The sequence below is a fragment of the Allobosea caraganae genome (genome assembly GCF_003351345.1).
Classification (GTDB): Bacteria; Pseudomonadota; Alphaproteobacteria; order Rhizobiales; family Beijerinckiaceae; genus Allobosea; species Allobosea caraganae.
In genome coordinates this window covers 127,738-151,344 of sequence record NZ_QQTO01000021.1, presented here as the reverse complement: position 1 = coordinate 151,344, position 23,607 = coordinate 127,738, and the positions used below count along the sequence as shown (strand labels likewise).

General features: G+C 67.7%; 19 protein-coding genes. 16 read left to right on the top strand and 3 right to left on the bottom strand.

Going from position 1 to position 23,607, the window contains the following annotated elements:
* Positions 1 to 103: 103 nt before the first annotated feature.
* From DWF00_RS14965 to DWF00_RS14945, 5 genes are read left to right on the top strand one after another with little or no spacing between them, the layout of a single operon-like run.
* On the top strand, positions 104 to 1,210 hold the full coding sequence (locus DWF00_RS14965) for an extracellular solute-binding protein (RefSeq protein ID WP_181832662.1): 1,107 nt from the start codon (positions 104 to 106) through the stop codon (positions 1,208 to 1,210).
* Entirely contained in the window at positions 1,207 to 2,037 is an 831-nt protein-coding gene (locus DWF00_RS14960; protein WP_181832663.1) for an alpha/beta fold hydrolase, read from the top strand. Before DWF00_RS14965 ends, DWF00_RS14960 begins: the two co-directional genes overlap by 4 nt.
* The gene (locus DWF00_RS14955; protein WP_114829562.1) at positions 2,038 to 3,225 is read left to right on the top strand and encodes an LLM class flavin-dependent oxidoreductase; all 1,188 of its coding nucleotides are present in this window, start codon (positions 2,038 to 2,040) and stop codon (positions 3,223 to 3,225) included.
* 9 nt (positions 3,226 to 3,234) lie between these two features.
* Positions 3,235 to 3,888: an SGNH/GDSL hydrolase family protein gene (locus DWF00_RS14950; protein ID WP_114829563.1), complete on the top strand. Its 654-nt coding sequence runs from the start codon at positions 3,235 to 3,237 to the stop codon at positions 3,886 to 3,888.
* Between the two features lie 16 nt (positions 3,889 to 3,904).
* Complete coding sequence (locus tag DWF00_RS14945) at positions 3,905 to 4,894, top strand: amidohydrolase family protein (RefSeq protein ID WP_114829564.1); 990 nt, start codon at positions 3,905 to 3,907, stop codon at positions 4,892 to 4,894.
* Between the two features lie 106 nt (positions 4,895 to 5,000).
* Here DWF00_RS14945 and DWF00_RS14940 read toward each other — a convergent pair whose 3' ends face one another.
* The 3 genes from DWF00_RS14940 to DWF00_RS14930 all read right to left on the bottom strand — a co-directional run bounded on the left by DWF00_RS14940 (position 5,001) and on the right by DWF00_RS14930 (position 7,765).
* Positions 5,001 to 5,834: an ABC transporter substrate-binding protein gene (locus DWF00_RS14940; RefSeq protein ID WP_181832664.1), complete on the bottom strand. Its 834-nt coding sequence runs from the start codon at positions 5,832 to 5,834 to the stop codon at positions 5,001 to 5,003.
* Between the two features lie 214 nt (positions 5,835 to 6,048).
* Entirely contained in the window at positions 6,049 to 6,954 is a 906-nt protein-coding gene (locus tag DWF00_RS14935) for a hypothetical protein (protein WP_114829566.1), read from the bottom strand.
* Positions 6,955 to 7,144: 190 nt separating this feature from the next.
* Positions 7,145 to 7,765 carry a cupin domain-containing protein gene (locus tag DWF00_RS14930; RefSeq protein WP_114829567.1) on the bottom strand — a complete coding sequence of 207 codons (621 nt, stop codon included), beginning with the start codon at positions 7,763 to 7,765 and terminating at the stop codon, positions 7,145 to 7,147.
* Between the two features lie 215 nt (positions 7,766 to 7,980).
* Between DWF00_RS14930 and DWF00_RS14925 the strand changes: the two genes are divergently transcribed.
* From DWF00_RS14925 to DWF00_RS14875, 11 genes are all read left to right on the top strand, one after another.
* On the top strand, positions 7,981 to 8,886 hold the full coding sequence (locus DWF00_RS14925; RefSeq protein ID WP_245973949.1) for a polysaccharide deacetylase family protein: 906 nt from the start codon (positions 7,981 to 7,983) through the stop codon (positions 8,884 to 8,886).
* Positions 8,887 to 8,891: 5 nt separating this feature from the next.
* Positions 8,892 to 9,854, top strand: a complete 963-nt coding sequence (gene dctP / locus DWF00_RS14920; RefSeq protein ID WP_114829568.1) for a TRAP transporter substrate-binding protein DctP — start codon at positions 8,892 to 8,894, stop codon at positions 9,852 to 9,854.
* A 2-nt stretch (positions 9,855 to 9,856) separates the two neighbouring features.
* The gene (locus DWF00_RS14915) at positions 9,857 to 10,924 is read left to right on the top strand and encodes an arginase family protein (RefSeq protein WP_114829569.1); all 1,068 of its coding nucleotides are present in this window, start codon (positions 9,857 to 9,859) and stop codon (positions 10,922 to 10,924) included.
* Between the two features lie 328 nt (positions 10,925 to 11,252).
* Complete coding sequence (locus DWF00_RS14910) at positions 11,253 to 12,086, top strand: amino acid ABC transporter permease (RefSeq protein WP_114829570.1); 834 nt, start codon at positions 11,253 to 11,255, stop codon at positions 12,084 to 12,086.
* A gap of 11 nt (positions 12,087 to 12,097) precedes the next feature.
* A complete protein-coding gene (locus DWF00_RS14905) occupies positions 12,098 to 12,910 on the top strand; it encodes an amino acid ABC transporter ATP-binding protein (RefSeq protein WP_114829571.1) in 813 nt (270 codons plus the stop codon).
* A gap of 65 nt (positions 12,911 to 12,975) precedes the next feature.
* Positions 12,976 to 13,851 (top strand): polysaccharide deacetylase family protein, encoded by an 876-nt coding sequence (locus tag DWF00_RS14900; RefSeq protein WP_114829572.1) that lies wholly within the window; start codon positions 12,976 to 12,978, stop codon positions 13,849 to 13,851.
* Positions 13,848 to 15,278 carry an amidohydrolase family protein gene (locus DWF00_RS14895; protein ID WP_114829573.1) on the top strand — a complete coding sequence of 477 codons (1,431 nt, stop codon included), beginning with the start codon at positions 13,848 to 13,850 and terminating at the stop codon, positions 15,276 to 15,278. Before DWF00_RS14900 ends, DWF00_RS14895 begins: the two co-directional genes overlap by 4 nt.
* A 9-nt stretch (positions 15,279 to 15,287) precedes the next feature.
* Entirely contained in the window at positions 15,288 to 16,589 is a 1,302-nt protein-coding gene (locus DWF00_RS14890; protein ID WP_114829574.1) for a Zn-dependent hydrolase, read from the top strand.
* Between the two features lie 33 nt (positions 16,590 to 16,622).
* On the top strand, positions 16,623 to 17,282 hold the full coding sequence (locus DWF00_RS14885; protein WP_245973947.1) for an aspartate/glutamate racemase family protein: 660 nt from the start codon (positions 16,623 to 16,625) through the stop codon (positions 17,280 to 17,282).
* 20 nt (positions 17,283 to 17,302) lie between these two features.
* Positions 17,303 to 18,781: a dihydropyrimidinase gene (gene hydA / locus DWF00_RS14880; protein WP_114829575.1), complete on the top strand. Its 1,479-nt coding sequence runs from the start codon at positions 17,303 to 17,305 to the stop codon at positions 18,779 to 18,781.
* Positions 18,782 to 19,905: 1,124 nt separating this feature from the next.
* The gene (locus DWF00_RS14875; protein WP_147283705.1) at positions 19,906 to 23,607 is read left to right on the top strand and encodes a beta strand repeat-containing protein; all 3,702 of its coding nucleotides are present in this window, start codon (positions 19,906 to 19,908) and stop codon (positions 23,605 to 23,607) included.

Genomic DNA, 23,607 nt, shown 5'->3' with positions numbered 1-23,607 from the left:
AGGGCTTGAGACTGACTTTGGGCCAACCGTGCAGGACGTCGCCTCGAATGGCGGACGCGACCGGCAAGTGCGCGAGGCGACGCTCAAAAACAGGGGAACGACGATGGCGGAACTGCAGACATTTGCGGAAGATTGCCGCGAGATTCTTGTCGAGAGACATCGCCGCGGCGAAATCAGCCGGCGCGGCATGATGCTGGCCCTGGGCGCGATGGGGCTTGCGCCCGCCGTGCTGCGAGGCGGCCCGGCCCTCGCCGCCGCGCCGGACGTCGTGATGGCGAACTGGGGCGGCGATGCGCTCAAGGCAATGACTGCGACCTTCGGCGCCAACTACGAGAAGAACGTCGGCGGCAAGATCGTCATGGACGGCACCGGCCCGAGCAACGGCAAGATCCGCGCCATGGTCGAGGCCAAGGCCGTGACCTGGGACATCTGCGACGCCGGTTCGGCCGCCATCGGCGAACTCGGCCCGCTCGGCATGCTCGAGCCGATCGACTACAGCGTCGTCGACAAGTCCAAGACGATTCCGCAGTTCATCTACGAATTCGGCGTCTGCAACTACCTGTTCAGCTTCGTCACCGCCTGGGACACGACCAAGATCAAGACGACGCCGACCCCCGCCGATTTCTTCGACATCAAGAAATACCCGGGCAAGCGCATGGTCCGTAAGGATGCGCAGCCGATGCTAGAACTCGCGCTGATGGCCGACGGCGTCGCGCCCGACAAGCTCTACCCACTCGACGTCAAGCGCGCCTTCGCCAAGATCGCGTCGATCAAGGAACACCTGCTCTATTGGGAGAACGGCACCCAGAGCCAAGAATTGCTGCGCAACGGCGAAGTCGTGATGGGCTGGCTCTGGCACACCCGCGCCAACCTCCTGAAGCGCGAGACGAAGGGCCGGATCGACTGGAACTTCAACGACGGCGTTCTCGTCTCCGGTCTCTGGGTGGTGCCGAAGGGCGCGCCGCAGGTGAAGCAGGCGATGATCGCGCTGAAAAGCTTCCAGGACCCCGAGCCGCAGGTCGGGCTGCTCGCAGCGCTCGGCAACGGCCCGTCGAACCCGGCCGCCAACGCCATCACGCCGGCAGAACTCCAGCCGATCAACCCCGGCGCGGAAGCCAATCTCGCTGTGCAGGCCAAGATGAACTACGACTGGTGGATGAAGAACTACGCCGAGACCTTGATCGCCTATCGCGACATGATCTCGTCGTGACGGGCACGCCCCATCGCGCCGGCCACCCAGAACTCAACAGGGGCGTCAGGCGCGCAGGGCTGGTCGATTTCGAGCTTCTCTCGGCGGGAGGACGGCCGCGCGTGCTCGTCCTCCACGGCCTCCAGAGCTTCAATGCCGACAGCGTCTTTCTTGGCGCCCTGGCAGAGCGGGGGCTGGCGTTTGCCGCTCCCGCCCTGCCGGGCTTCGGGGGGACGCCGCGCCCCGAGCAGTTCGACGGCGTCGAAGACCTCGTGATGAGCTGCCTCGACCTGATCGACGATCTCGGCCCGGAACCGATCGCGCTGGTCGGGCTGTCTTTCGGCGGCTGGATTGCCGCCGAGATCGCCGTGCGCTGTCCCCATCGCCTGGAGCGGCTCGTGCTCGTCGATGCGCTCGGCATCCGCGTCAACAGCCGCGAGACGCCCGACATCCTGCACCTGTTCAACGAGCCGGCTCCGGTCGTCGCCCATGCGACCTGGGCCGCCCCTGCCCACGCACCCGATTTCGCCGCAATGCCGGATGAGGCAGTCGTGACCTATGCACGCAACCGCGAAGCGCTCTGCCGCTATGGCTGGCGGCCCTACATGCATAATCCAAGGCTGAAGCGCTGGCTGCACCGCATCTCGGTTCCGACGCTGGTATTGTGGGGCGACCAGGATGGAATCGTCAGCCCCGATTATGGTCGCGCCTATGCGGATGCGATTCCCGGTGCGCGCTTCGAGCTCGTCGGCAATGCCGGGCACCATCCCGAGATCGAGCAGCCGCAGCTTCTCGCCGCCGCGATCGCCGCGTTCCTGACGCAGGCGCAACGGCGGGAGGTCGCCTGAATGCAGGCCTGGTACATCTGCGAGGCGCCCTACCCTTTCATCGACCGGGCGGTGATCGACGCGCACGGCTCGGCCCGCGCCAACCTGCCGAGCCGCTATTGCGACCCGCGCCGGGCCGCCGACATCTTTCACGAGGTCCTCGACGAGTTCCTGCTCTGCGACGAGCTCGGCATCAACGTCATCTCGAACGAGCACCATAGCGGCATCAACTGCCTGCACAGCGCCAGCCCGCTCTTCCTCGGCATCCTGGCGCGGCAGACCCGCAACGTCCGGATTCTGAGCCTGGGAACCCTGATCACCGTCCGCGACGATCCCGTGCGCGTGGCGGAGGAATATGCGACGGCCGACGTCATCTCGCGGGGACGGCTCGATATCGGCTTCGTCAAGTCGGGCGGGTCCGAGATGGCCTCGGGCAATGCCAACCCGGTCGGCATCAACGAGCGCTTCTGGGAGGCGATCGACCTGATCGAAGCCGCCTTGCGCCATCGCGACGGGCCCTTCAGCTGGGAAGGGCGGCATTTCCACCACCGCCACGCCAATGTCTGGCCCTCCTGCTGGCAGAACCCGCATCCGCCTTTCTGGGCGGCGACGGGAGATCCCGAGACGGGGCGCGAACTCGGCCGCCGCGGCTATGTCCACACCGTCTTCGCCAGCGGGGCGGAGCGGACGATCCGCGCCTGGGACGCGTACCGCGAAGGCAGCTCCGAAATGGGCCGGAGCGCGGCCCTCGACCGCTTCGCCTATATGGGCTTCACCTATGTCGGGGAGACCGACGAGGAGGCGTGGGAGGTGGCACGCCAACTGCTCTGGTTCCTCGAGGTCGGCGACATCGCGGCCCCGCACTATTCGAGCCTGCTCCCCGGCCAGATTCCGCCGGAGGTCGCGCCGAAGCTCTACCGCGCCGCGCAGGCGGCGGATGAGGTGGCTCATGCCGGCCGGCCGCCGCAGGGCCGCACGCCGATGACGGTCCAGGACGCGATCGCCCGCGGCATCATGTTCGCCGGCAACCCGGATACAGTCCGCCGCCAGATCGCGGATTTTCATGCCAAGGTTGGCGGCTTCGGGCATCTCGTGCTCATGGGCCGCTCCGGGATGATGACGCACGCCCAGACCGAGACGAGCATCCGTCTCTTCGGCCGCGAGGTCCTGCCGCGACTGCAGGAACTTGCGCCCCGGCTGGTGGCCTGAGTTCCGGCGATGGCCTGCAATCGCGAACCTGCCCGCATCCTCTGCTTCGGCGACTCCAACACCTGGGGCGCCGATCCAGCCGGCGGCGGTCGTCTTCCAGCCGCCGCGCGCTGGACAGGCGTGCTGGCCGGCGCCCTGGGGCCGGGACACGCGGTCATCGAGGAGGGAATGCGCGGGCGCACGACTGCGCTTGACGATCCCATGGTCCCCGGCGGCAATGGGGCCAGCTACCTCGCGCCCTGCCTCGTTTCGCATCAGCCGCTCGATCTGGTCATCCTGATGCTGGGCAATAACGACCTCAAGGATCGCTTCGGCCAGTCTGCCGCCGATGTCGCGGAGAACGTCGCCCGTCTCGTCGAGCTCATCCGCGCCGCCCCGATCGAGGGCCCGTCCGACCGAAAGCCCCCGATCCTGCTTGTGGCGCCGCCGAAGCTCGGCCCACGGGGTCCTGGCTTCGCCGCGATCTTTGCCAAGGCCGATCCCAAATCGGCTGTCCTGTCGGACGCGCTCGGGGCTGTGGCTGCGCGAGCGAATGTCGCCTTCTTCGATGCCGGTAGTGTCGTCGGAATCTCCGGCGGGGACGGCGTTCACTTCGCAGCGCCGGAGCATGCCAAGCTCGGGCACGCGTTGGCGCCACTGGCTCTGCGGCTGCTGCGAGCATGAATGACCGGGGCTTACGATGATCGATTTCCACTTCCACGCCATTCCGCCGCGCTTCGTCGATGCTGTCCGCCGTGGCGAGCTCGCCAACGTGCTTGAGATCGATGCGTCGGACGGCGACAACCGCCTTGTCTTCCATGCGCCGGAGGGCATTGCAGTCGAACCCGGCATGCGGATCCGCCCGAACGTTTTCGACGAGCACCTGATCCTGAGTGCCATGGACGCGATGCAGCTCGAAGCGGTCGCAATGAGCAGCCCGCCGGAGTACTTCATGTACTGGGCTTCGCCCGAGGACGGCGAACGCCTCGCGCGGCTGGTCAATGACGGCTATGCCGAATGGGCGAAGGCTTGGCCGGAACGGTTCCTGCCCCTTGCCACGGTGCCCATGCAGGACCCGGTCGCGGCCTGCCGCGAATTGCGGCGCGCCATTGGCGAACTCGGCCTGCGCGGCGTGGCGATCTGCACGCATGTCTCCGGCCGCGAGCTCGATGATCCGGTCTTCGAGCCTTTCTTCGCGACCGTGGCCGAGCTTGGTGTGCCGCTCTTCCTGCATCCGCAGAATGGCGGTGACGCCGCCCGTCTCGCGAACCACCACATGTGGAACGTCGTCGGCTTTCCGTTCGAGACCGCCCAGACCGCGACGCGGCTGATCCTCTCAGGCGTCCTGGCGCGCCATTCCGCGCTGAAGCTCGTGCTCGCCCATGGCGGCGGTTACCTGCCCTACCAGCTCGGCCGGCTGGACCATGCCTGGCATGCCCGCGAGCATCTCCGGCGCGCCTGCCCCGAGCCGCCCAGCGCCTATCTGCGCAACATCTATTGCGACAGCCTGGTGCATGGCGGCGTGGCCCTGCGCTTCCTCTCTGAAACCGTCGGCGCCGACCATGTCGTTCTCGGCAGCGACTATCCCTTCGACATGGGCTCGAAGGAACCCGTGATGGAGGTGTCTGCCGCCGGTCTCGACGCCAGGCGCCTGCGAACCACCGCGCTCGCGCTGCTCACCCCGGGGTGACGCTGGCCACGGGTGCGTTGCGCCCTCTGCGCGGACGGAAATCGGCGTGCGCAGCCCGGAACTCCAGGCTGCGCATGTCAGCGGCGACTCGACGTTCGCGCCAGGATTACTTGCGCGGTTCGCTGTTGATCATGATGGCGGGCAGCGTCGAGTCCGTCAGTTCCCACTTCGCGAAGATCTTCGCGTAGGTCCCGTCGTTGATCAGCTCCTGCAAGGCGTCGGCAATGGCATCGCGGAAGGCGACATCGGTTTTGCGGAAGGCCGCGCCGTAATAGACGGTGGTCAGGGGCTTGCCGATGACGCGATAGATTCCGCCTTCCTGCTTGCTCGTGAAGGGAATGGTCTCGCCACCCTGCACGGCAGCATCGGCGCGGCCCTGCTTGAGCTGCAACCGGGCATCGGGCGAGCTTTCGGTGCCGACCACCTCGATCGCCGCCTTGCCGGCTGCGACGCAGTTCTGGTCGCTCCAATCCTTGATCTGCCCGGGATAGGTGGTCGAGCGTATGGTCGCGACCTTCTTGCCGCAGAGCTCGCTCGGATCCTTCAGCGAGCTGCTGGTCAGGGTGTAGAACATCGCGCCGGCGCGCATGTAGTTGACGAAGTCCATCGTCTCCCGGCGCTGCGGCGTATCGGTTATGCCCGAGAGGATAAAGGCCGTGCGGCCAGTGCTCAGCGCCGGGATCAATTGGGCGAAGACCCCATCCGTGCGCTCGACCTTGAGACCGAGCTTCGCGGCAAGCGCATCGACCAGCTCAATGTCGAGCCCCATGAAGGCGTTGGTCTCGGGGTCCTTGTACTCCATTGGCGGATAGGTGGCGTTGATCGAGAGCTTGAGGACGCCCTCTGCCTTGATCGCGGCAGGAATCTCGCCGGCGGCGGCAAGTTGCGGAACAAGGGCGAAACCGAGAAGAGCCGCGCGGCACAGGAACTGCTTCAACATTGGAACCTCCAGCTTGGGTTTATCGGGCGGAGCCCGCACGGCATGCTCCGCCAGCGGCAGCGCGCCGATGGCGTGGGGTGAAGTCGACTTGCAAAAGGCCCGCCACCCTCGCCAGCGGCGTCGCGTCGCCGGGTTTTGAGCGGCAGCGCTGGGCGCGGTATCGGCTCGACGCGCCCGGCCCGACCGGTCGGTGCTCGAAGGCGCGTCATGGCGGCTACTCTTTGCCGGAGGCTGCACGGCACTCGTCGAAGATGTGCCTGGCCGTGCTCGGCGTGACGAAACGTCCGCCATTTTCAGCGACGTAGTCGAGAATGCCCGTCAGACGTTCCTCGTACTCGGGCTGCCCCATGGTGAAGGTGTGGCAAACCATGGAGACGATCTGCGGCTCCGGCGTCGCCTGCGCACGCGCAACCACCGCATCCCAGACACGGCTCATGGCCGGCAGGTTCGAGAATTCGTTGATGATGTAGTTCTCGCCGACGACGCGCGGCCTGGCGGTGCCAGGCGCCTTGGCATCCCAGGCCCAGGGAATCTCGAAGAGCGCGCCGGTCTCGCCCGGCGCGGCCGGACGGGCTGGAATCGTGGCCGACATGTAGTAGGCGCTGAGCGGCGCGCCCTCCCAGGCGGCGGCCTTGTCCAGCCAGGCGATGCCGGGCGCGCAGGACAGCTCGATGCCGATGCCCGCTTCCTTCACCACCGCGCCGATCTCCGGCGTGAAGCCGTGATAGCCGCCGCGATAGGCGGCGAAGGGCAGGCCGAGCCCGCGCATCGCCTCGGCCTTCCCAAGGATGAGCGGTCTCATATGCGCGATGTCGTAGTAGGTGCAGGAGCCCGGCTCCTTTCCCGGCGGCGGCCCGTAGAGGTCCTCCTCCGGATGCAGCACGAGGTCGGCGCCCTCCCCCACCAGCTCGCGCCAGAAATCGGTGAAGGGCGGCTCGAAGAAGCGGTCACGGCAGACCGGGCCCGTCAGAACGGTCCAGGCTGCCGCCCCGCCCGCATGCTCGGCCAATATCCGACGCATCCGGCCGTACTTCTTCAACAGCGACGCGTCGTCCTGATAGACCGAGACCGGATCGGGATCGCTGTCGACATTGATGACGAGATGAACGTCTGGCGGCATCGGTGCGGTCCAATCCTCTCCTCGGGGCGGTCGGCGCGACGAAGCGCCCGGACGAGCAGGCCGCCGACTCGCTGCCTGGCGCAGCACCGCAGTCTCCATCCCCTCTTATTCCAGGCACATCATGCGCACCGCCTGATGGATAATCAAGCAACTTGACTAAGCAGTAGGTGACTTGAATTTGAGCATCCGACTAAAAGGTCGGCGGGGTGTTGACCCACAGGATCCGGGCGACCCGATCCCCCGGATTCGTGTAGCCGTGCAGTTCCTCGGACGGGAAAAAGAATGAGTCACCGGCGTACAGCCGGCAGACCTGATCCCCGACGGTCAGGTCCAGCGTGCCCTCGAGGACATAGCCCATCTCCTCGCCGACATGCGAAATCAGCCCGTGGCTTCCGCCGCCGGGCACGACCTGGTGGATATTGACCTGAAGCAGGGCGTTCTTCGTCTGCGGGATCAGCCGCTCCAGCACGACGCCATCGGTCTTTTGGCGCAGGCGCGTGGTGATCGTCGGCCTTTCGCCGGCGCGCATGACGAAGAGCGGCCCGCCGCCCTCGGTCTCGTTGTTGAACATCGCGGCGACGTTGATGCCGAGCAGGGCGACGAGCCGGTGCAGCACGGCCAGCGACGGCTGCACCTTGTCGTTCTCGAGCTTGGAGATGAAGCTTTCGGACACGCCAATGCCGGCGGCGACATCCTTCAGGCTCATTCCCTTCATCAAGCGCGCGTGCCGCAGCCGGCCGCCGATCTTGATGTCTCCACCCGCGTCGTCGCCACCGCTGGCGGCATCAGCGCCTTTTTGTTCTCGCGCCATTCCAGTCTCCACGTTCGGCCAAGCGTTCGCGCTTACTTTCCTATTTGTCAATTGACTTGACAACGAAGCAGGGCGCGCCGAGATTGCCGGCCGAGACGTATGGGGAGTGATCAGGTGGCAAGCAAGGCCCATTCCACAACCGGCGCGGCCGGGCAGGTGGCGCCGCTCGCTGCGACGATCGCAACCCGGCCGCACGGACTAGCCAGGGGGCAGCAATGGCGATGATCGAGAACCCCATTCCCTGGCCGAACGGCGCGCGCTGCGCCGTCGCCTTCAGCTTCGACATGGACGCCGAGACCCTGCTCCATGTGAATTTCCGCGAAACCGCGCCGAACCGCGTCGCGATGTCCTCGATGCTGCGCTACGACACGAATGTCGCGGTGCCGCGCCTGCTCGAGATCTTCCGGCGCTACGACATGCGCCAGACCTTCTTCATCCCCGGCTGGTGCGCCGAGACCTATCCGGCTGCGGTCGAGAAGATCATCGCCGCCGGCCACGAGATCGGCCATCACGGCTACCTCCACAAGCGCCCGAACCTGCAGAGCCGCGACGAGGAGGCCCAGAGCCTCGGGCTGGGCATCGAGGCGCTGGTGAAGCTGAGCGGGCGCCGCCCGATCGGCTATCGCGCTCCGGCCTTCGCCTTCTCGAAAAACACGCTCGAACTGCTGCAGGCCGAGGGCTTCGCCTACGACGCCTCGCTGATGGGTGGCGACGTGCCTTATCTGATCGGCAACGAGCAGGGCGATCTGGTCGAGCTGCCGTCCGACTTCGTGCTCGACGACTGGATGCAATATGTCTGCCTCGGCGATTTCAACTACATGCTGCCGATCGCCTCGCCGGCGCGCGCCATGGAGGTGTTCCGCGCCGAGTTCGATGCGGCCTGGCGCCATGGCGGGCTCTGGATCTCGGTCTGGCACCCCTTCGTCTCCGGCCGGCTCTCCCGCGCCGACGCGATGGTCGAGCTGATCGACTACATGCAGGAGAAGGGCGGCGTCTGGTTCGCGCCGCTGGAGGAGATCGCCGCCCATGTCCGCGCGGTGACGGCATCGGGCGCCTGGACGCCGCGCCGCGACGAGCTGCCGTACTGGCCCGAGCCGCTCCCGGCCGATGCTCCGGTCTGATCAAGATGCCGCGCCGGCTCGATATCAGCCACTACATGCCGGAGGATCACGGCAGCCACGCCGATTTCATCGCGCCCTGGGCGAAGGCGGTCGAGGGGGCCTCGGCCGGCGCGCTCGCGCTCACCGTGCATTCGGGTCCGAGCCGCCTGGGCAAGCTGGAGAACCAGTACGCGCAGGTCGCCTCCGGTGCCGTCGATATCGCGCATTCACCGGGCGGGCTGCCGGAGGGGCGCTTCCCGCTGACGACGCTGATGAACCTGCCTTTCATGGCCGGCTCGTCCGCGCAGGGGACGCAGCTCCTCAACGCCCTGCTCGAACCCCATCTCGCGCCGGAATATGACGGCCTCAAAGTGCTGGCGCTGCATGCGGATTCGGGCGGCGTCCTGCATACGCGCGACGCGCTGGTCACGCGGCTCGAACAGCTCCGCGGCCTGCGCCTGCGCTGCCCGGCGGGGCCGATGGAGGCGGCACTGCGCTTGCTCGGCGCCGAGCCGGTGCCGCTGACCCCGCCGAACATCCGCGCGGCGGCCGAGGAAGGCCGGATCGACGGCGCCGTGATGGCCTGGGACGTGCTGGCCTATACCGGCACGGACGCGATCTTCCGCCACCACACCGACACTAAGCTCTACGTCTCGCCGCTCTATTTCGTCATGAACGGCGCGAGTTGGGGCGGCCTCGGCCCGCAAGAGCAGGATGCGCTGGAGCGCTGCTCCGGCCCCGCGCTCGCCAGCCAGTTCCCGCTCTGGTGGCGGGACTGGGAGGCGCCCGGCCGCGCGCTCGGCCTGGCCGAGGGGCAGGTCATGGGCACACTCGCGCCGGCCGAGCTGGAGCGCTGGCGCCAGACGGCAGCGCCCGCCGTCGAGGCCCATGTCGATGCGCTCGTCGCCGCCGGCCATGCCGGCGCGCGCACCACCTACGAGGCGGCTCTCGCGCTGCGCGCCCGCCATCCCGACCAACAGGAGACCTGAGCATGCCCCATTATCCCGGTTGGGACGCGACCTTCCGCGGCAAGGTCTGGCGCACCACGCATTTCCCCCGCATCAAGGAGGACATGCCGACCTTCCTGGGCGTGCCGCACGCCGTGAAGAAGAGCGATCTCGAAGGCGCCGACGTCGTCATCATCGGCGCGCCCTTCGTCGCCGGCTTCGGGCGGCAATATAGCGGCGTCGACAAGGACGAGTGGATCGAGGCGACGAAGCGCGTGCGCCAGCAGTCGATCCGCTACCGCTCGGGCTACATCCAGGATTTCGACCTCGACGTGTTCGAGCATCTCAAGGTCGTCGACTATGGCGACGCCGACATCCCGCCCGAGACGAGCTACGAAGGCACGGTCGAGAAGATCCTGGAGGCCCAGGAGGCGACCATCGAGAAGGTCAATGCCGCCCTCGACGTCGGCGCCATCCCGATCGTCATCGGCCAGAACTCGCCCTGCGGCTCCTATGCCGTCGGCAAGCCGATCGCCGACCGCGTCACCGGGCCGGTCGGGATGGTCAGCCTGGACACCCATTGGGACGCCTGGCCCTACGACTGGGCGACGATGAGCCCGCATATCGCCGGCTCGACCAACTGGAAGGACAAGCTCTACCGCGACTGCCCGAACATGAAGATCGCCAACCTCGTCGAGATCGGCGAGCGCGGCATGCTCGAGGACCCCGCGACAGTCAGGCGCTACGTCCGCGAAGGCGCCTGCTTCATGCCGATGTGGAAGATCCGCACTGAGCTCGGCATCGAGGGCTGCGTGCGCAACCTCGACCAGGCCTTCACTGGGACCGACGCGGTCTACTGCCATTTCGACATGGACGTGCTCGGCGGCGCCGGCCCGACCGATGGCGACATCCTCGGCGAGCTCGCCGAGCCGATCGGCATGACCGACTATGAGGCGATCCGGCTCGGCCATGAATGCGGCAAGCGCGGCGCCGACGGCCTGTCCTTCATCTGCATTCCGCCCGGCTCGGCCGTGACCTACCGCGTCATCGTCTACGTGATGATGTATTTCATGGCGGGGCTGGCGCTGCGGAAGCTGGGCAAAGCCGCCTGAGCGAGCCGTGGCGCGTGGCAGGAGAATTGCTGGCGGAGCTCCTTTCGGAGGTATGCCCATGCAATCCGCTTTCTCGCCCCCGCGGCCGTCGCCGTGGGGAGCCCTGCCCTCCCGCCTCTGGGGCACCCTGCTCCGCATCTGCGACCATGTCCGGTTCTCGGGAGCAGGCGGCAACGCCCCACGGGAGGTGGAAATGGACAGGCACCAGGCCGTGCTCGCCGCCCTTCGCTCATGGTGAGTGTGGGCCGGCGGGGCCGCCCCATCCTTCCGACAGCATCGTCTGTCGCAACGAAGCATAAGCGCCAACGATCGGGCGGACAGGATTGAGATGAACACGGAGCCGGAAGACATCGTCATCGTCCCGAAGCGCCACTACGGCCGGCTGATCGGCGCTGCGTTGGTTCTTGTGGCTCTGGGAGCGATTGTCCAGGCCTTCGCCGTCGGGCAGATCGAGTGGCCGTATGTCGCCAGGTTCCTCACCGTGCCGGTGATCCTGCAGGCCCTCGCCAACACCATCATCATGGCGATCCTCGCCATGATCCTCGGCCTGGTGCTCGGCGTGATCTTCGCGGTGATGCGGCTCTCGGCCAACCCGGTGCTGTCGAGCACGGCGCTCGGCTACATCTGGTTCTTCCGGGCGATCCCGGTGCTGCTGCAATTGCTGCTCTGGTACAATCTCGCCCTGGTCTTCCCGACCCTCGGCATTCCCGGCCTCTTCGCCTTCAAGACGGTCGACGTGATGACGCCCTTCGTCGCGGCCCTGCTCGGCCTCGGCATCCAGCAGGGCGCGTTCACGGCCGAGGTGGTGCGCGCCGGGCTGCTCTCGGTCGACCAGGGCCAGTACGAGGCGGCGCAGACGCTCGGCATGACCCGCCTCCAGCTCCTGTACCGGATCATCATGCCCCAAGCGATGCGGGTGATCGTTCCGCCGGTCGGCAACGAGTTCATCGGCATGGTCAAGCTGACCTCGCTCGCCAGCGTCGTGCAGTTCTCGGAGCTGCTCTACACGGCCCAGAGCATCTACTACGCCAACTCGCGCGTCATCGAACTGCTGATCGTCGCGGCCTTCTGGTATCTGATCGTGGTGACGATCCTGAGCCTGATCCAGGGGCGGATCGAGGCCTATTATGCCCGCGGCGTCGCCGTGTCGGCCAGGCGGTGAGGAACCTCGCCATGAACAGCATCCCTTCGCCGACCGCCATCGATGCCGACCACCTCGCCGGCGCCCCGCTCGTCCTCGCCCGGAAGGTCGAGAAGCAGTTCGGCACGCTCAAGGTGCTGAAAGGCATAGACCTCGCCATCTCGACGGGCGAGGTGCTCTGCATCATCGGCCCCTCCGGCTCCGGCAAGAGCACCTTCCTGCGCTGCATCAACCAGCTCGAGCGCATCGATGGCGGCGCGCTCTTCGTCTCGGGCGAGCGCGTCGGCTATCACCGCGTCGGCAACAAGCTCTACGAGCTCGACGACAAGGCGATCGCCCGCCAGCGGCGCTCGATCGGCATGGTCTTTCAGCGCTTCAACCTGTTCCCGCACCTGACGGCGCTGCAGAACGTCATCGAGGGCCCGGTCCAGGTGCTGAAGGAATCGAAGGCCGACGCTCGCGCCCACGCCTTGTCCCTGCTCGAACGCGTCGGCCTCGCCGACAAGCGCGACGCCTATCCCTCGCAGCTCTCCGGCGGCCAGCAGCAGCGCGTCGCCATCGCCCGCTCGCTCGCCATGCGCCCGGAGCTGCTGCTCTTCGACGAGCCGACCTCGGCCCTCGATCCCGAACTCGTGGCGGAAGTGCTGCGCGTCATGCGCGGCCTCGCCGAGACGGGCATGACCATGGTCTGCGTCACGCACGAGCTCGGCTTCGCCCGCGACGTCGGCCACCGCGTCGCCTTCATGGACCAGGGCCAAATCGTCGAGATCGGCGATCCCCGCTCCGTCCTGTCCGATCCCAAGGAGGTGCGCACGCGCGCCTTCATCAGCGCCGTCCGCCACTGACAGGCGTAACGATATATTGGTCGCCGGATAGGGCTCCGGCGGCCTGCATCCCGAGAGGCCGAAACATGACCACCGATTTCCCGCTCCGCATCGCCAACCCGGCCGATCCCGCTCCTGAATTCCCCTGGCCGAACGGCAAGAGATGTGCAGTCCTCCCGGCCTTCGACGTCGATGCCGAGACCGCCTGGCTGCAATATGACGCCAAGAACACCGACCGGCTGGTGACGCTCTCCTTCGGCGGCTACGAGGAGCGCGTCGGCGTGCCGAAGATCCTCGAATATCTCCGCTCGGTCGAGATCAAGGCGACCTTCTTCCTGCCGGGCTGGGTCGTCGAGGTCCATCCCAGGATGTGCGAGGCGATCGTCCGGGACGGCCACGAGATCGGCCATCATGGCTATTCGCACAAGCGCCCGGACCCCGCCGACTTCGAGCAGGACAAGGAGGAGATCGACAAGGCCTTCGAGGTGTTCAAGCGCGTGCTCGGCGTCACGCCGGTCGGCTACCGCGCGCCGTCCGGCGAGAACTACAACGAGCTGCTCGGCTATCTGCGCGACCGCGGCATCATCTACTCGTCCTCGTTCCGCGACGACATCCGCCCCTATCGGCACAAGCTGCGCGACGGCTCGAAGGGGCCGGTCGAGCTTCCCGTCAACATGTCCTTCGACGACTGGCTCTACGGCCTGTCGCAGCGCTTCTCCCCGCGCCCGATGTTCCCGAAGGAGCATGTGCTCTCGATCTGGAACGGCGAGCTCGACCAGACCCGCGAATGGGGCGGCCTCGTCTCGATGGTGATGCATCCGCAGGTCACGGGCCGGCCGATGCGGCTCGGCATCCTGCGCGACTTCCTGGCCCGCGCGCGCGGCTACGGCGACGTCTGGATCGCAACCGGCAAGGAGATCGCCGAGCACTTCCTCGCGCATGAGAAGGCGGCGGGGCTATGACCACCCGCATCAGCCGCGCCGATGTCGTCATCGCCTATGATCCGGCGGCGGATGACCACGTCTATCGCCGCGACCTCGACGTGGTCTTCGACGCAACGGGCATCCTGCATCTCGGCGAGGGCTGGGACGGGCCGGTCACCAGCGAGATCGACGGGCGCGGCTTCATGGTCATGCCCGGCCTGGTCGACATCCACTCCCACCCGTCGAGCGAGCCCGGCAACAAGGGCATGACCGACGAGGTCGGCACGCCAAAACTCTACAATTCCTCGCTCTACGAGTTCCTCTGGCTGTTCCGCGCCGATGCCGAGGGCATCCCGCATCTCAACCACGTCGCCTGGTCGGAACTGCTGATGTCCGGCGTCACCACGCTGGTCGACCTGTCCTTCCCGAGCGAGGGCTGGCTCGACCGGGCAGCGGCGTCGGGCCTGCGCATGGTGCTGGCGCCGATGTACCGCAACGGGCGCTGGTTCACACGCAACGGCTACACGGTCGAATACGAGCTCGACGACGCGGCCGGCCGCAAGGCGATGGAGGAGGCCTTCCGCATCATCGACGCCGCGCTGGCGCATGAATCCGGCCGCCTCTCCGGCATGGCCTGCCCGGCGCAGATCGACACCTGCACGGAAGAACTGCTGCGGGCCTCGATCGCGGCGGCGGCCGAGCGCGGCATCCCGATCCAGACCCATGCCGGCCAGGCGATCGTCGAATTCCACGAGATGGTCCGCCGCACCGGCCTGTCGCCGGTCCAGTGGCTCGACTCGATTGGCTTCCTCGGCCCCAGCGCCTCCATCGCCCATGGCATCTTCCTCGACGATCACCCCTGGGTGCGTTGGCCGACGCGAACCGACATGGCCCGGCTCGCCGAGACCGGGACCTCGCTCGCCCATTGCCCGACCGTGTTCGGCCGGCGCGGCGTCACCTTGCGCGATCTCGGCCGCTATCTCGCAGCCGGCGTTAATATCGGCATCGGCACCGACACCTTCCCGCACAACATGCTGGAGGAGCTGCGCCACGCCGCCGTCTATGCCCGCATCACCGGCGAGAGCCACGCGACCGTGACGACCGGCCAGGTCTTCCGGGCCGCGACGCTGGGCGGGGCGAAGCTGCTCGGGCGGGACGATATCGGCCGCATCGCCAAGGGCGCGCAGGCCGACCTCGTCATGGTCGACCTCACCCATCCGATGATGCGGCCGACGCGCGACCCGCTGAAGAGCCTGATCAACGCCGCCGCCGACCGCGCCGTCGCCCATGTCTTCGTCCAGGGCAAGCAGGTCGTGGCCAACGGCAAGGTCCTGACCATGGACTACCCGGCGGCGTCCGACGGGCTGGAGCAGGCGCAGCGCCGGGCGCTGGCCAAGGCTTCATCGCTCGACTGGGCCGGGCGCTCCGTCGACGAGCTCTCGCCGCCCAGCCTGCCCTGGGCCTGAGGGACGATCATGACCGCAGCGATCAGGACAGCTCTTGCCGCCAACGCGATCCGCGACGCCGTCGCGGCCCAGCGCGCCTGGGTCGAAAGCCTGTTCGACCGGCTCGCGGCCGGAAGCCGCGGCGAGCCCGGCATCACCCGCGACACCTATGGCGAGGGCGAGACTTTCGCGCACCGGCTCTTCGCCGAGCATGCCACGGCGCACGAACTGCGGATCACGCATGACCTCGCCGCCAACACCTATGCCACGCTGCCCGGCAGCGACCCCGACGCGCCCCGTCTCCTGATCGGCTCCCATCTCGACAGCGTCCCGCATGGCGGCAATTTCGATGGCGCCGCCGGTGTCCTGGCCGGGCTCGTCACCATCGCGGTGCTGCGCGCGCTCGGCATCACGCCGCGCTGCGACGTCACGACGATGGCGGTGCGCGCCGAGGAGAGCGTCTGGTTCCAGGTCTCCTATATCGGCAGCCGCTCGGCGCTCGGCACCCTGCCGGAGGGCGCGCTGGAGGCGAGGCGGATCGACGACGGCCGCGTACTCGCCGATAGCATCGCCGCCTGCGGCGGCGACCCAGACGCGATCCGCCGCGGCGAGCGGCATCTCGACCCGGCCGCGATCCGTGCCTTCCTGGAGGTTCATATCGAACAGGCGCCGAGCCTGGTCGAGTCGAAGCTGCCGGTCGCGATCTGCACCGGCGTCCCCGGCAATTTCCGCTATCCGGCGGCGCAGATCACCGGCCGGCACGACCATGTCGGCACGCCCCGCCGCTTCCGCCGGGACGCCGCCATGGCCGGAGCTGAACTCGCCATGGTGCTCGACAGAATCTGGGAGGAGGAAGAGGCAGCGGGCGTGGCGCTTGCCGTCACCTTTGGCCGCTTTCATACCGATCCCGCGGTCCACGGTCTGACGACGGTGCCGGGCGCCTTCGCCTTCAGCCTCGACGTGCGCGCCTATGACCAGGCGGTACTCGACCGGGTCGAGCAACGGATGCTCGCGGCGATCCGGGAGATCGAGGCAAGCCGCCGCGTCAGTTTCGAACTCGGCAAGCGCGCAAGTGCCGCAGTGGGTCCCGTGGACCCGGCCATCGCAAACGGCCTCGAAGCCTCGGCCGGTCGGCTTGGCATCCAGACAATGCGCCTTGGCAGCCCCGCCTCGCATGACGCGGCCGCCTTCGCTGCCGCCGGCGTGCCGATCGCCATGCTCTTCGTCCGCAACGAGCATGGCAGCCACAACCCGCTGGAGGCGATGGAGATCGGCGATTTCCTCGATGCCTGCGCCGTGCTTGCCGACTGGGTCGCGGCAGAGGTCGCCTAGCCTCGCCCCGCTCTCGCCCGAAGGATCGACCGCATGACCCGACGCGCCCGCATTCTCGTGATCAACCCGAACTCGAACGAGGCGGTGACCGAAGGCCTGCGCCAGGCGGTGGCGCCACTCGCCTTCGCCGAGGGACCCGAGATCATCTGCGAGACTTTGCGCGATGGCCCCTTCGGCATCGAGACGCAGGAGCACGCTGACAGCGTCACCATCCCGCTGCGGCGGCGCGTCGAGGCCGCTGATGATGTCGATGCCTTCATCATCGCTTGCTACTCCGACCCCGGCCTGCACGTAGCGCGCGAGGGCACCGCGAGCCCCGTCTTCGGCATCGCCGAATGCGGCGTGCTTACTGCGCTGACGCGCGCCGACCGCTTCGGCGTGATCGCGATCAAGTCGCGCTCGATCCCGCGCCATATCCGCTATCTCCGGCAGATGGGCCTGATGGACCGGCTCGCCGGCGAACGGCCGCTGGAGATGTCGGTGGCGGAGAGCGCCTCCGGGGAAGGCACACTGGATCGGATGATCGCTGTGGGCACCGAGCTCAAGGAGCGCGACGGCGCCGGCGCGATCGTGATGGGCTGCGCCGGCATGGCGCGCCATCGCCGCCCGCTCGAGCAGGCGCTCGGCATTCCGGTGATCGACCCGACGCAGGCTGCCGTCGCTATGGCGATCGGCACGCTCGTCGTGCGCTGAGGCTTGAAAAGGATGCTGAGATGACGGCGAGCTACGATCTGGTCATTCGCGGCGGTACGGTCGGCAGCGCGACCGGCAGCTTTGTGGCCGATGTCGCGGTCAAGGACGGCAAGGTCGCCGCGCTCGGCCTGGGCCTGCCGTCCGGCATGCGGGAGATCGACGCCAGCGGAAAACTCGTCCTGCCCGGCGGCATCGACAGCCACGCCCATGTCGAGCAGGTCTCCGCCGGCGGGCTGCTCAACGCCGACACGTTCGAGAGCGCCACGACCTCAGCCGCCTTCGGCGGCAACACCACGCTGATCTCCTTCGCCGCGCAGCATCGCGGCCTGGATCTCAGGCAGGTCGTCGACGAGTACGCGGCGCGAGCCCGGCGCGGCGCGCTGATCGACTACGCCTTCCACCTCATCGTCGCCAATCCCGACCGCAAGACCATCGAGGCCGACCTGCCGGCGCTGATCGCGGAGGGCCATGCCTCGATCAAGATCTTCATGACCTACGATCTGATCAAGATCGACGACGAGCCGCTGCTCGACCTGCTGCTGACCGCCCGGCAGAACCGCGCGCTGGTCTGCGTCCATGCCGAGAACCACGGCATGATCGCCTGGATGGGTAAAAAGCTCGTCGAGAAGGGCTATGTCGCGCCGAAATATCACGCGATCAGCCATCCGCGCGGCTCGGAGGCCGAGGCGTTCAACCGGCTGATCACGGCGGCCGAACTGCTCGACCAGCCGATCATGATCTTCCACGTCTCGACCGCCGAGGGCGCCGCGGTGATCCGCCAGGCGCGCGGGCGCGGCCTAAAAGTCTTCGCCGAGACCTGCCCGCAATATCTCTTCCTGACGAAGCAGGATCTCGACAAGCCGGGGCTGGAAGGCGCGAAATGGATGTGCTCGCCGCCGCCGCGCGACATTGCCGACCAAGACGCGCTCTGGCAGGCCCTGGCGCTCGGCGACATCCAGGTGATCTCCTCCGACCACGCCCCCTACCGCTTCGACGAGACCGGCAAGCTCTCGGCCGGACCGAATTCGACCTTCAAGCAGATCGCCAACGGCCTGCCCGGCCTGGAGACGCGCCTGCCGCTGCTCTTCGACGCGCTGGTCTCGAAGGGTCGCCCCGAATTCGCCGGGCGGGGGCTGGAGGCCTTCGTGCAGCTCACCGCCACGGCTCCGGCGGCTCTCTACAATCTGCCGAACAAGGGCGCGCTTTTGCCCGGCTACGATGCCGACATCGCGATCTGGGACCCGCAGAAGACCGTGACGATCACCGATGCGGCGATGCATGACCACGCCGGCTTCACCCCCTTCGCCGGCTACACCGCGACGGGCTGGCCGGAGCGCGTGATCCGGCGCGGCGAGGAGATCATTTCGCACGGCACCTGCATGGCGACGCCCGGCTCGGGCCGCTGGCTCGGTCGGACGGGTGGCTGGGCGGCGGAGCCATCCGGCCAGCTCGCCGTCGATATGGACCCTGCAACCAATTTTGGCGCTTCTCTCCTCTAGACGAGGTTATCGCTATTCCTCCCATGAGAGTTCGGGGTCCCGCCAGCCTGTTAACGACCCGGAAGCGCTGCGCGCTATCCGCGGACACGAGCGGCGACCGGAACCGCGCCTGCGAAACCCCTGGGAATCCTGCTGGTGCCGCTCATCGCGCCCGCTTCAGGTTCCGTAATCGCGTTTCAGTTGTTGCCGACGCGCAATCGGCAGGTCTTCATCGCCACGTGATCCCAATTCAAGAATGCAGTTTTTGCAACGACACCTTCGCCAATCCCATAATTCCGTTCTTTCGGCGTCGGCGCCGATTCAGTTTGGACCTCGAAAGACTCGGGCGGCACGAGATTCGCGCCCTGCTGCCCGCGAGGAGGTTACGGCGGATCGAACGAATGACCGGGAATGGCCCTGCTTGGTCGAACTTAGCGTAAAACCGATCCCATCATTAGGCCTAACGGCAATGGCGGGTCCGCCAGACTGCCCGAATGCGGTCGTTCCAATGTCGATAAGGCGCCAGCTAAGCGCCTTGGACACCCTGCCGAAATGGGCCACTCGCGGGCGCTCGTCTCCTTTACAGAACACAAAACCGGACCTCGCGATTGACCGGAAGCGGCCGTGCTGGCGGTCAGCCCTTGGGTTCGCTAGGCGCGCTATCCCGGACCGGCTGAGCAAACGCTGTATACGCCACCTCCAGCCCCCCGTTACCTAACGGCAACACCCGCCATTTAAAGCGCAAAATCAGGCGATTGCGAACGCCGGCTCAAGTTGCCAGCGTGGATGCCTCGCTAAGGTACTGCTGATTCTCCCCGGCATGGGCGCCGTTTGGTTGAATCCGACGTCTGGGGGATCCGGTGAAGCGCGAGCAAGTTGATCAGGCCGCCATTCGTGGCAAGTCGTCCGCGGGCCGCCGTGCCGCTCCCCGTGAGACAGGGCTTTGCCTCGCGCGTCGTCGTCGTGACCTGCTTGCGTCCTCGTGCCTCGCGCCGGTCCTGCTGCTCGTGATGGTGGCGGCCGGAGGCGTCTTGACGATCTCGCCGGCCCGGGGGCAGACGCTCCCGCCAAATGGATCTGTGGGCGCGGCGAGTACAGGCCTCCCGAGCACGGGCGGCGGTGGCGGCGGTGGCGGCGGCGCCGGGTTGCAAGTCACCACATCCAACAGCCTCACCACGACGGTGACAGGCGCCGCCGGCGGCGCGGGCGGGGGCGAAAATGCGTCCGGCTCCGCTGGTGGCAGCGGGAGCGGCACGGCCGGCGGAATCGGCGGGCCGGGCGGCGGCTCAGTCGGCGGAACGGGCGGCAACGGCGGCGGCGGGGCCACCGGCGGCGCAGGCACGGCAGACAGCGGGAGCAATGGCGGCCTCGGCGGCGGCGGCGGCGGCGGCGCGGCCCTCGTCCTCAACGGCTCATCCCTGGTCGTGACCACCAGCGGTGGCGTGACCGGTGGCATCGGCGGTGCCGGCGGCGGCGCGAATTCCTCTTTCAGCGGCAATCTGGGCAATGGCGGCGGGGGCGGCGCGGGCATCGCCTCGGCGAGCACCGGTCTGCAGGTCTCGAACAGCGGCACCATCACCGGCGGCGCCGGCGGCGATGCCGGTTTCCTCGGCTTCCTGGGGTCCGGCGCCACCAATGGCGTGGGCGGCGCGGGCGGGACCGGCGTCTCGCTGTCGGGTGCTTCGGCGTCGTTCACCAACACCGGCGCCGTGCGCGGCGGCGGCGGCGGATTGCTCAACACGCTGAATTCCTTCACCGGCAGCGGCGCGGGTGGTGACGGCGGCGCCGGGCTGGTCATCTCGGGGGCGGGCGGGACCGTCAGCAACAGCGGGACGATCGGCGGTGGCACGGGCGGCTACGATATCGACTGGAACGTCTCGCAGGGCGGTGCCAGCGGCGCCGGCGTCATCCTCGGCGGCAGCGGCGCATCGCTCGCCACCGGCACCGTGCTGACCAATAATGCGGGGGCCACCATCGTTGGTGCCAACCGTGCCGTGATGTTGGCAGCGAGCGGGCCGGACAATGGCGGCGCGGGCGTCTCCATCACCGGCAATTACAACACCATCAACAATGCCGGCACCATCACCGGCGGTCGCGCCGGCAACGCCGGCACCGCCGGTGTGCTCGTCTCCGGCGACAACAACCTCGTCGTCAGCAGCGGCACGATCACCGGCGGCGGCGCTGGCGGCACGATCGCTCCCTCGGTCCAGTTCGACGGCCACAACAATACTCTGGAATTGCGCGCCGGCTACGCGCTCGGCGGCGGCGCCAAGGTGAACGGGACGGGCGGCACGCTCGTCCTCGGCGGCACCGCCAATGCCGCGTTCGATCTGGCCCGCATCGGCACCAGCGCCACCAGCTTCAACGGCTTTTCGGCGTTCAACAAGACCGGCGGCTCGACCTGGACGCTGAACGGCATCTATACCGACACAAGCAACTGGAACGTGCAGCAGGGCACGCTGGCCATGGCCAGCCTCGCGGAGACGACGGGCACCGTCTCCGTCGCGAGCGGGGCGGCGCTGTCCGTCCTGGCGTTGAGCCGTGTCCATGGCCAGGTGACCATCGCCAATGGCGGCACACTGGTGACCACCACCACCACCAGCGCCGCGGCGCTCGACGGGCTCACCCTTTCCCCCAATTCCATCCTCGAGATGAACGTCACCCGGGCCGGGAACACTACGGGGCTGTTGACGCTCGGGAGTGGCGGCCTGGTCCTCGACGGCACGCTGAACATCACCGATTCCGGCAATGCGCTTGCAGCGGGCACCTATCGCCTGTTCAACGTCATCGGCACGCTGACCAACAATACGATGGTCATCGGCCCCGCGCCGATGCAATACTTATATAGCATAGATACCTCAAATCCGGTCTTTATTACCCTCCTGGTCGCATCCAATACCAGTTACTGGAACGGCGCGCAGGCCACCCCGAACGGCACGGTCAACGGCGGCAGCGGCACCTGGGACGCCGCCGCCACCAACTGGACCAACGCCACCGGCACGACATCGAAGGCCTGGGGTGGCTACGAGGCCGTCTTCCAGGGCACGCCCGGCACGGTGACCGTCGATAATGGCGGCGTCTCGGCCTATCTCACGCATTTCCTGGTGGACGGCTACACCCTCAGTGGCGGTCCCCTCACCCTGGCCAGCCTCAGCGCCGCAAAGCCGATCGTCGAGGTGGCCACTGGCGCCACCGCGACGATCCAGTCGGTCATTGCCGGCACTGCCGGCCTCGACAAGACCGGCGCCGGCACGCTGACGCTCACCGGCGCCAACACCTATACCGGCAACACCAGCATCACGGCGGGCACGCTGCAGATCGCCGGCAGCGGCTCGATCCTCGGCGACGTGGCCAATAGCGGCACGCTGTCGTTCAATCCCGGCAGCGACCGGGCATTTGCGGGCAACATCTCCGGCACGGGCTCCCTGACGAAGCTGGGCGGCAGCACGCTGACGCTGTCGATCGCCAACACCTATGCCGGCGGCACCACGGTCAGCGCCGGCGTGCTGAACGTCCGGAACGACAGCGCGCTCGGGACCGGCGCCGTGTCGGTCGCGAGCGGTGCGGCGCTCGAGGTGCAGGGCTATATCTCGCTTCCCAACGCCTTGACCCTCAGCGGCACCGGCGTCGCCAATGGCGGCGCGCTGCGCAACGTCTCGGGCGCCAATGGCCTCGACGGCGCCATCACGCTTGCCGGCGACACGCGGATCAACAACGATTCCTTCGACAGCGATCTCGGCCTCGTGGGCGGTATTTCGGGGAGCGGCCATACTCTCGTATTGGGCGGCAGTTCCGAGTACATCACGTCCGTCACTGGCGCCATCGCCACCGGGCTCGGCGGCGTCACGATCGACGTAACCGGGGCGGCCGGAAGGGTCATACTGGCTGGCGCCAATACCTATACGGGCGTTACCACGGTCAATTCCGGCACCTTGCAACTCATGTACGGCGCGGCGATCGCGGATACGGGCGCGGTCGTGGTCAATGCGCCCGGCTCGCTCCAAATCTATAACTCCGAGACGATCGGCTCGCTGGCCGGTGCCGGCTCGGTCGTGCTCAATTCCGGCTCGACCCTCGCGGTTGGCGGCGACGACAGCTCCACGAGTTTCTCTGGCGTCATCTCGCAATCCTCGGGCGTCGGCAGCCTGACCAAGATCGGCACGGGCAGCTTCACCCTGTCGGGCACCAACACCTATACCGGCGCGACGCAGGTCGATGGCGGCGAGTTGCGGGTCAACGGCTCGGTCCAGGGGACGGTCGGCGTCGCCAGCGGCGCGACGCTGGGCGGTTCGGGCGCGATTGCCGGGGCGGTGACGGTCGCCTCGGGCGGGACGCTGTCGGCGGGGAGCTCGCCGGGCACGCTGACGGTCGGGTCGCTGGAGCTGAACAGCGGCGCGAACACGGTGTTTGAGCTCAACAGCCCCGGCGTCGTCGGCGGCGGCACCAACGACCACATCATCGTCAACGGCAGCGGCGCGGCCGGCAATCTCGTGCTCGGCGGCACGCTGACGGCCAACGTCGCCTCGGCCGGCTACTACCGGCTGTTCGACGTCACCGGCGGCGGCGCGATCAGTGGCAGCTTCGACACGCTGGCGCTGACGGCGCCCTCGGTCGCGGGCGCGACGGGCACGGTCTACAACGCGCCCTCGGGCGTGCCGACGCAGGTCAACCTCGCGGTGCTCGGCACGAGCCAGGCGATGCAGTTCTGGGATGGCAGCGACCAGCTCGGCAACGGCACCGTCGACGGCGGCGCCGGGACCTGGAACGCCGGCAATGCGAACTGGACCGGCGCGCCCGGCCAGGCAGACTTCAACGCGCCCTGGTCGGACTCGGTCGGCGTCTTCTAG

Excerpts from the sequence above, each read along its gene's own strand:
- DWF00_RS14890 (WP_114829574.1), top strand. The coding sequence starts at position 15,288 with ATGACCGCAGCGATCAGGACAGCTCTTGCCGCCAACGCGATCCGCGAC.
- DWF00_RS14895 (WP_114829573.1), top strand. The coding sequence starts at position 13,848 with ATGACCACCCGCATCAGCCGCGCCGATGTCGTCATCGCCTATGATCCG.
- DWF00_RS14915 (WP_114829569.1), top strand. The coding sequence starts at position 9,857 with ATGCCCCATTATCCCGGTTGGGACGCGACCTTCCGCGGCAAGGTCTGG.
- DWF00_RS14905 (WP_114829571.1), top strand. The coding sequence starts at position 12,098 with ATGAACAGCATCCCTTCGCCGACCGCCATCGATGCCGACCACCTCGCC.
- DWF00_RS14925 (WP_245973949.1), top strand. The coding sequence starts at position 7,981 with ATGGCGATGATCGAGAACCCCATTCCCTGGCCGAACGGCGCGCGCTGC.
- DWF00_RS14950 (WP_114829563.1), top strand. The coding sequence starts at position 3,235 with ATGGCCTGCAATCGCGAACCTGCCCGCATCCTCTGCTTCGGCGACTCC.
- DWF00_RS14930 (WP_114829567.1), bottom strand. The coding sequence starts at position 7,765 with ATGGCGCGAGAACAAAAAGGCGCTGATGCCGCCAGCGGTGGCGACGAC.
- dctP (WP_114829568.1), top strand. The coding sequence starts at position 8,892 with ATGCCGCGCCGGCTCGATATCAGCCACTACATGCCGGAGGATCACGGC.
- DWF00_RS14955 (WP_114829562.1), top strand. The coding sequence starts at position 2,038 with ATGCAGGCCTGGTACATCTGCGAGGCGCCCTACCCTTTCATCGACCGG.
- DWF00_RS14945 (WP_114829564.1), top strand. The coding sequence starts at position 3,905 with ATGATCGATTTCCACTTCCACGCCATTCCGCCGCGCTTCGTCGATGCT.
- DWF00_RS14965 (WP_181832662.1), top strand. The coding sequence starts at position 104 with ATGGCGGAACTGCAGACATTTGCGGAAGATTGCCGCGAGATTCTTGTC.
- DWF00_RS14910 (WP_114829570.1), top strand. The coding sequence starts at position 11,253 with ATGAACACGGAGCCGGAAGACATCGTCATCGTCCCGAAGCGCCACTAC.
- DWF00_RS14940 (WP_181832664.1), bottom strand. The coding sequence starts at position 5,834 with ATGTTGAAGCAGTTCCTGTGCCGCGCGGCTCTTCTCGGTTTCGCCCTT.
- DWF00_RS14900 (WP_114829572.1), top strand. The coding sequence starts at position 12,976 with ATGACCACCGATTTCCCGCTCCGCATCGCCAACCCGGCCGATCCCGCT.
- DWF00_RS14885 (WP_245973947.1), top strand. The coding sequence starts at position 16,623 with ATGACCCGACGCGCCCGCATTCTCGTGATCAACCCGAACTCGAACGAG.
- hydA (WP_114829575.1), top strand. The coding sequence starts at position 17,303 with ATGACGGCGAGCTACGATCTGGTCATTCGCGGCGGTACGGTCGGCAGC.
- DWF00_RS14935 (WP_114829566.1), bottom strand. The coding sequence starts at position 6,954 with ATGCCGCCAGACGTTCATCTCGTCATCAATGTCGACAGCGATCCCGAT.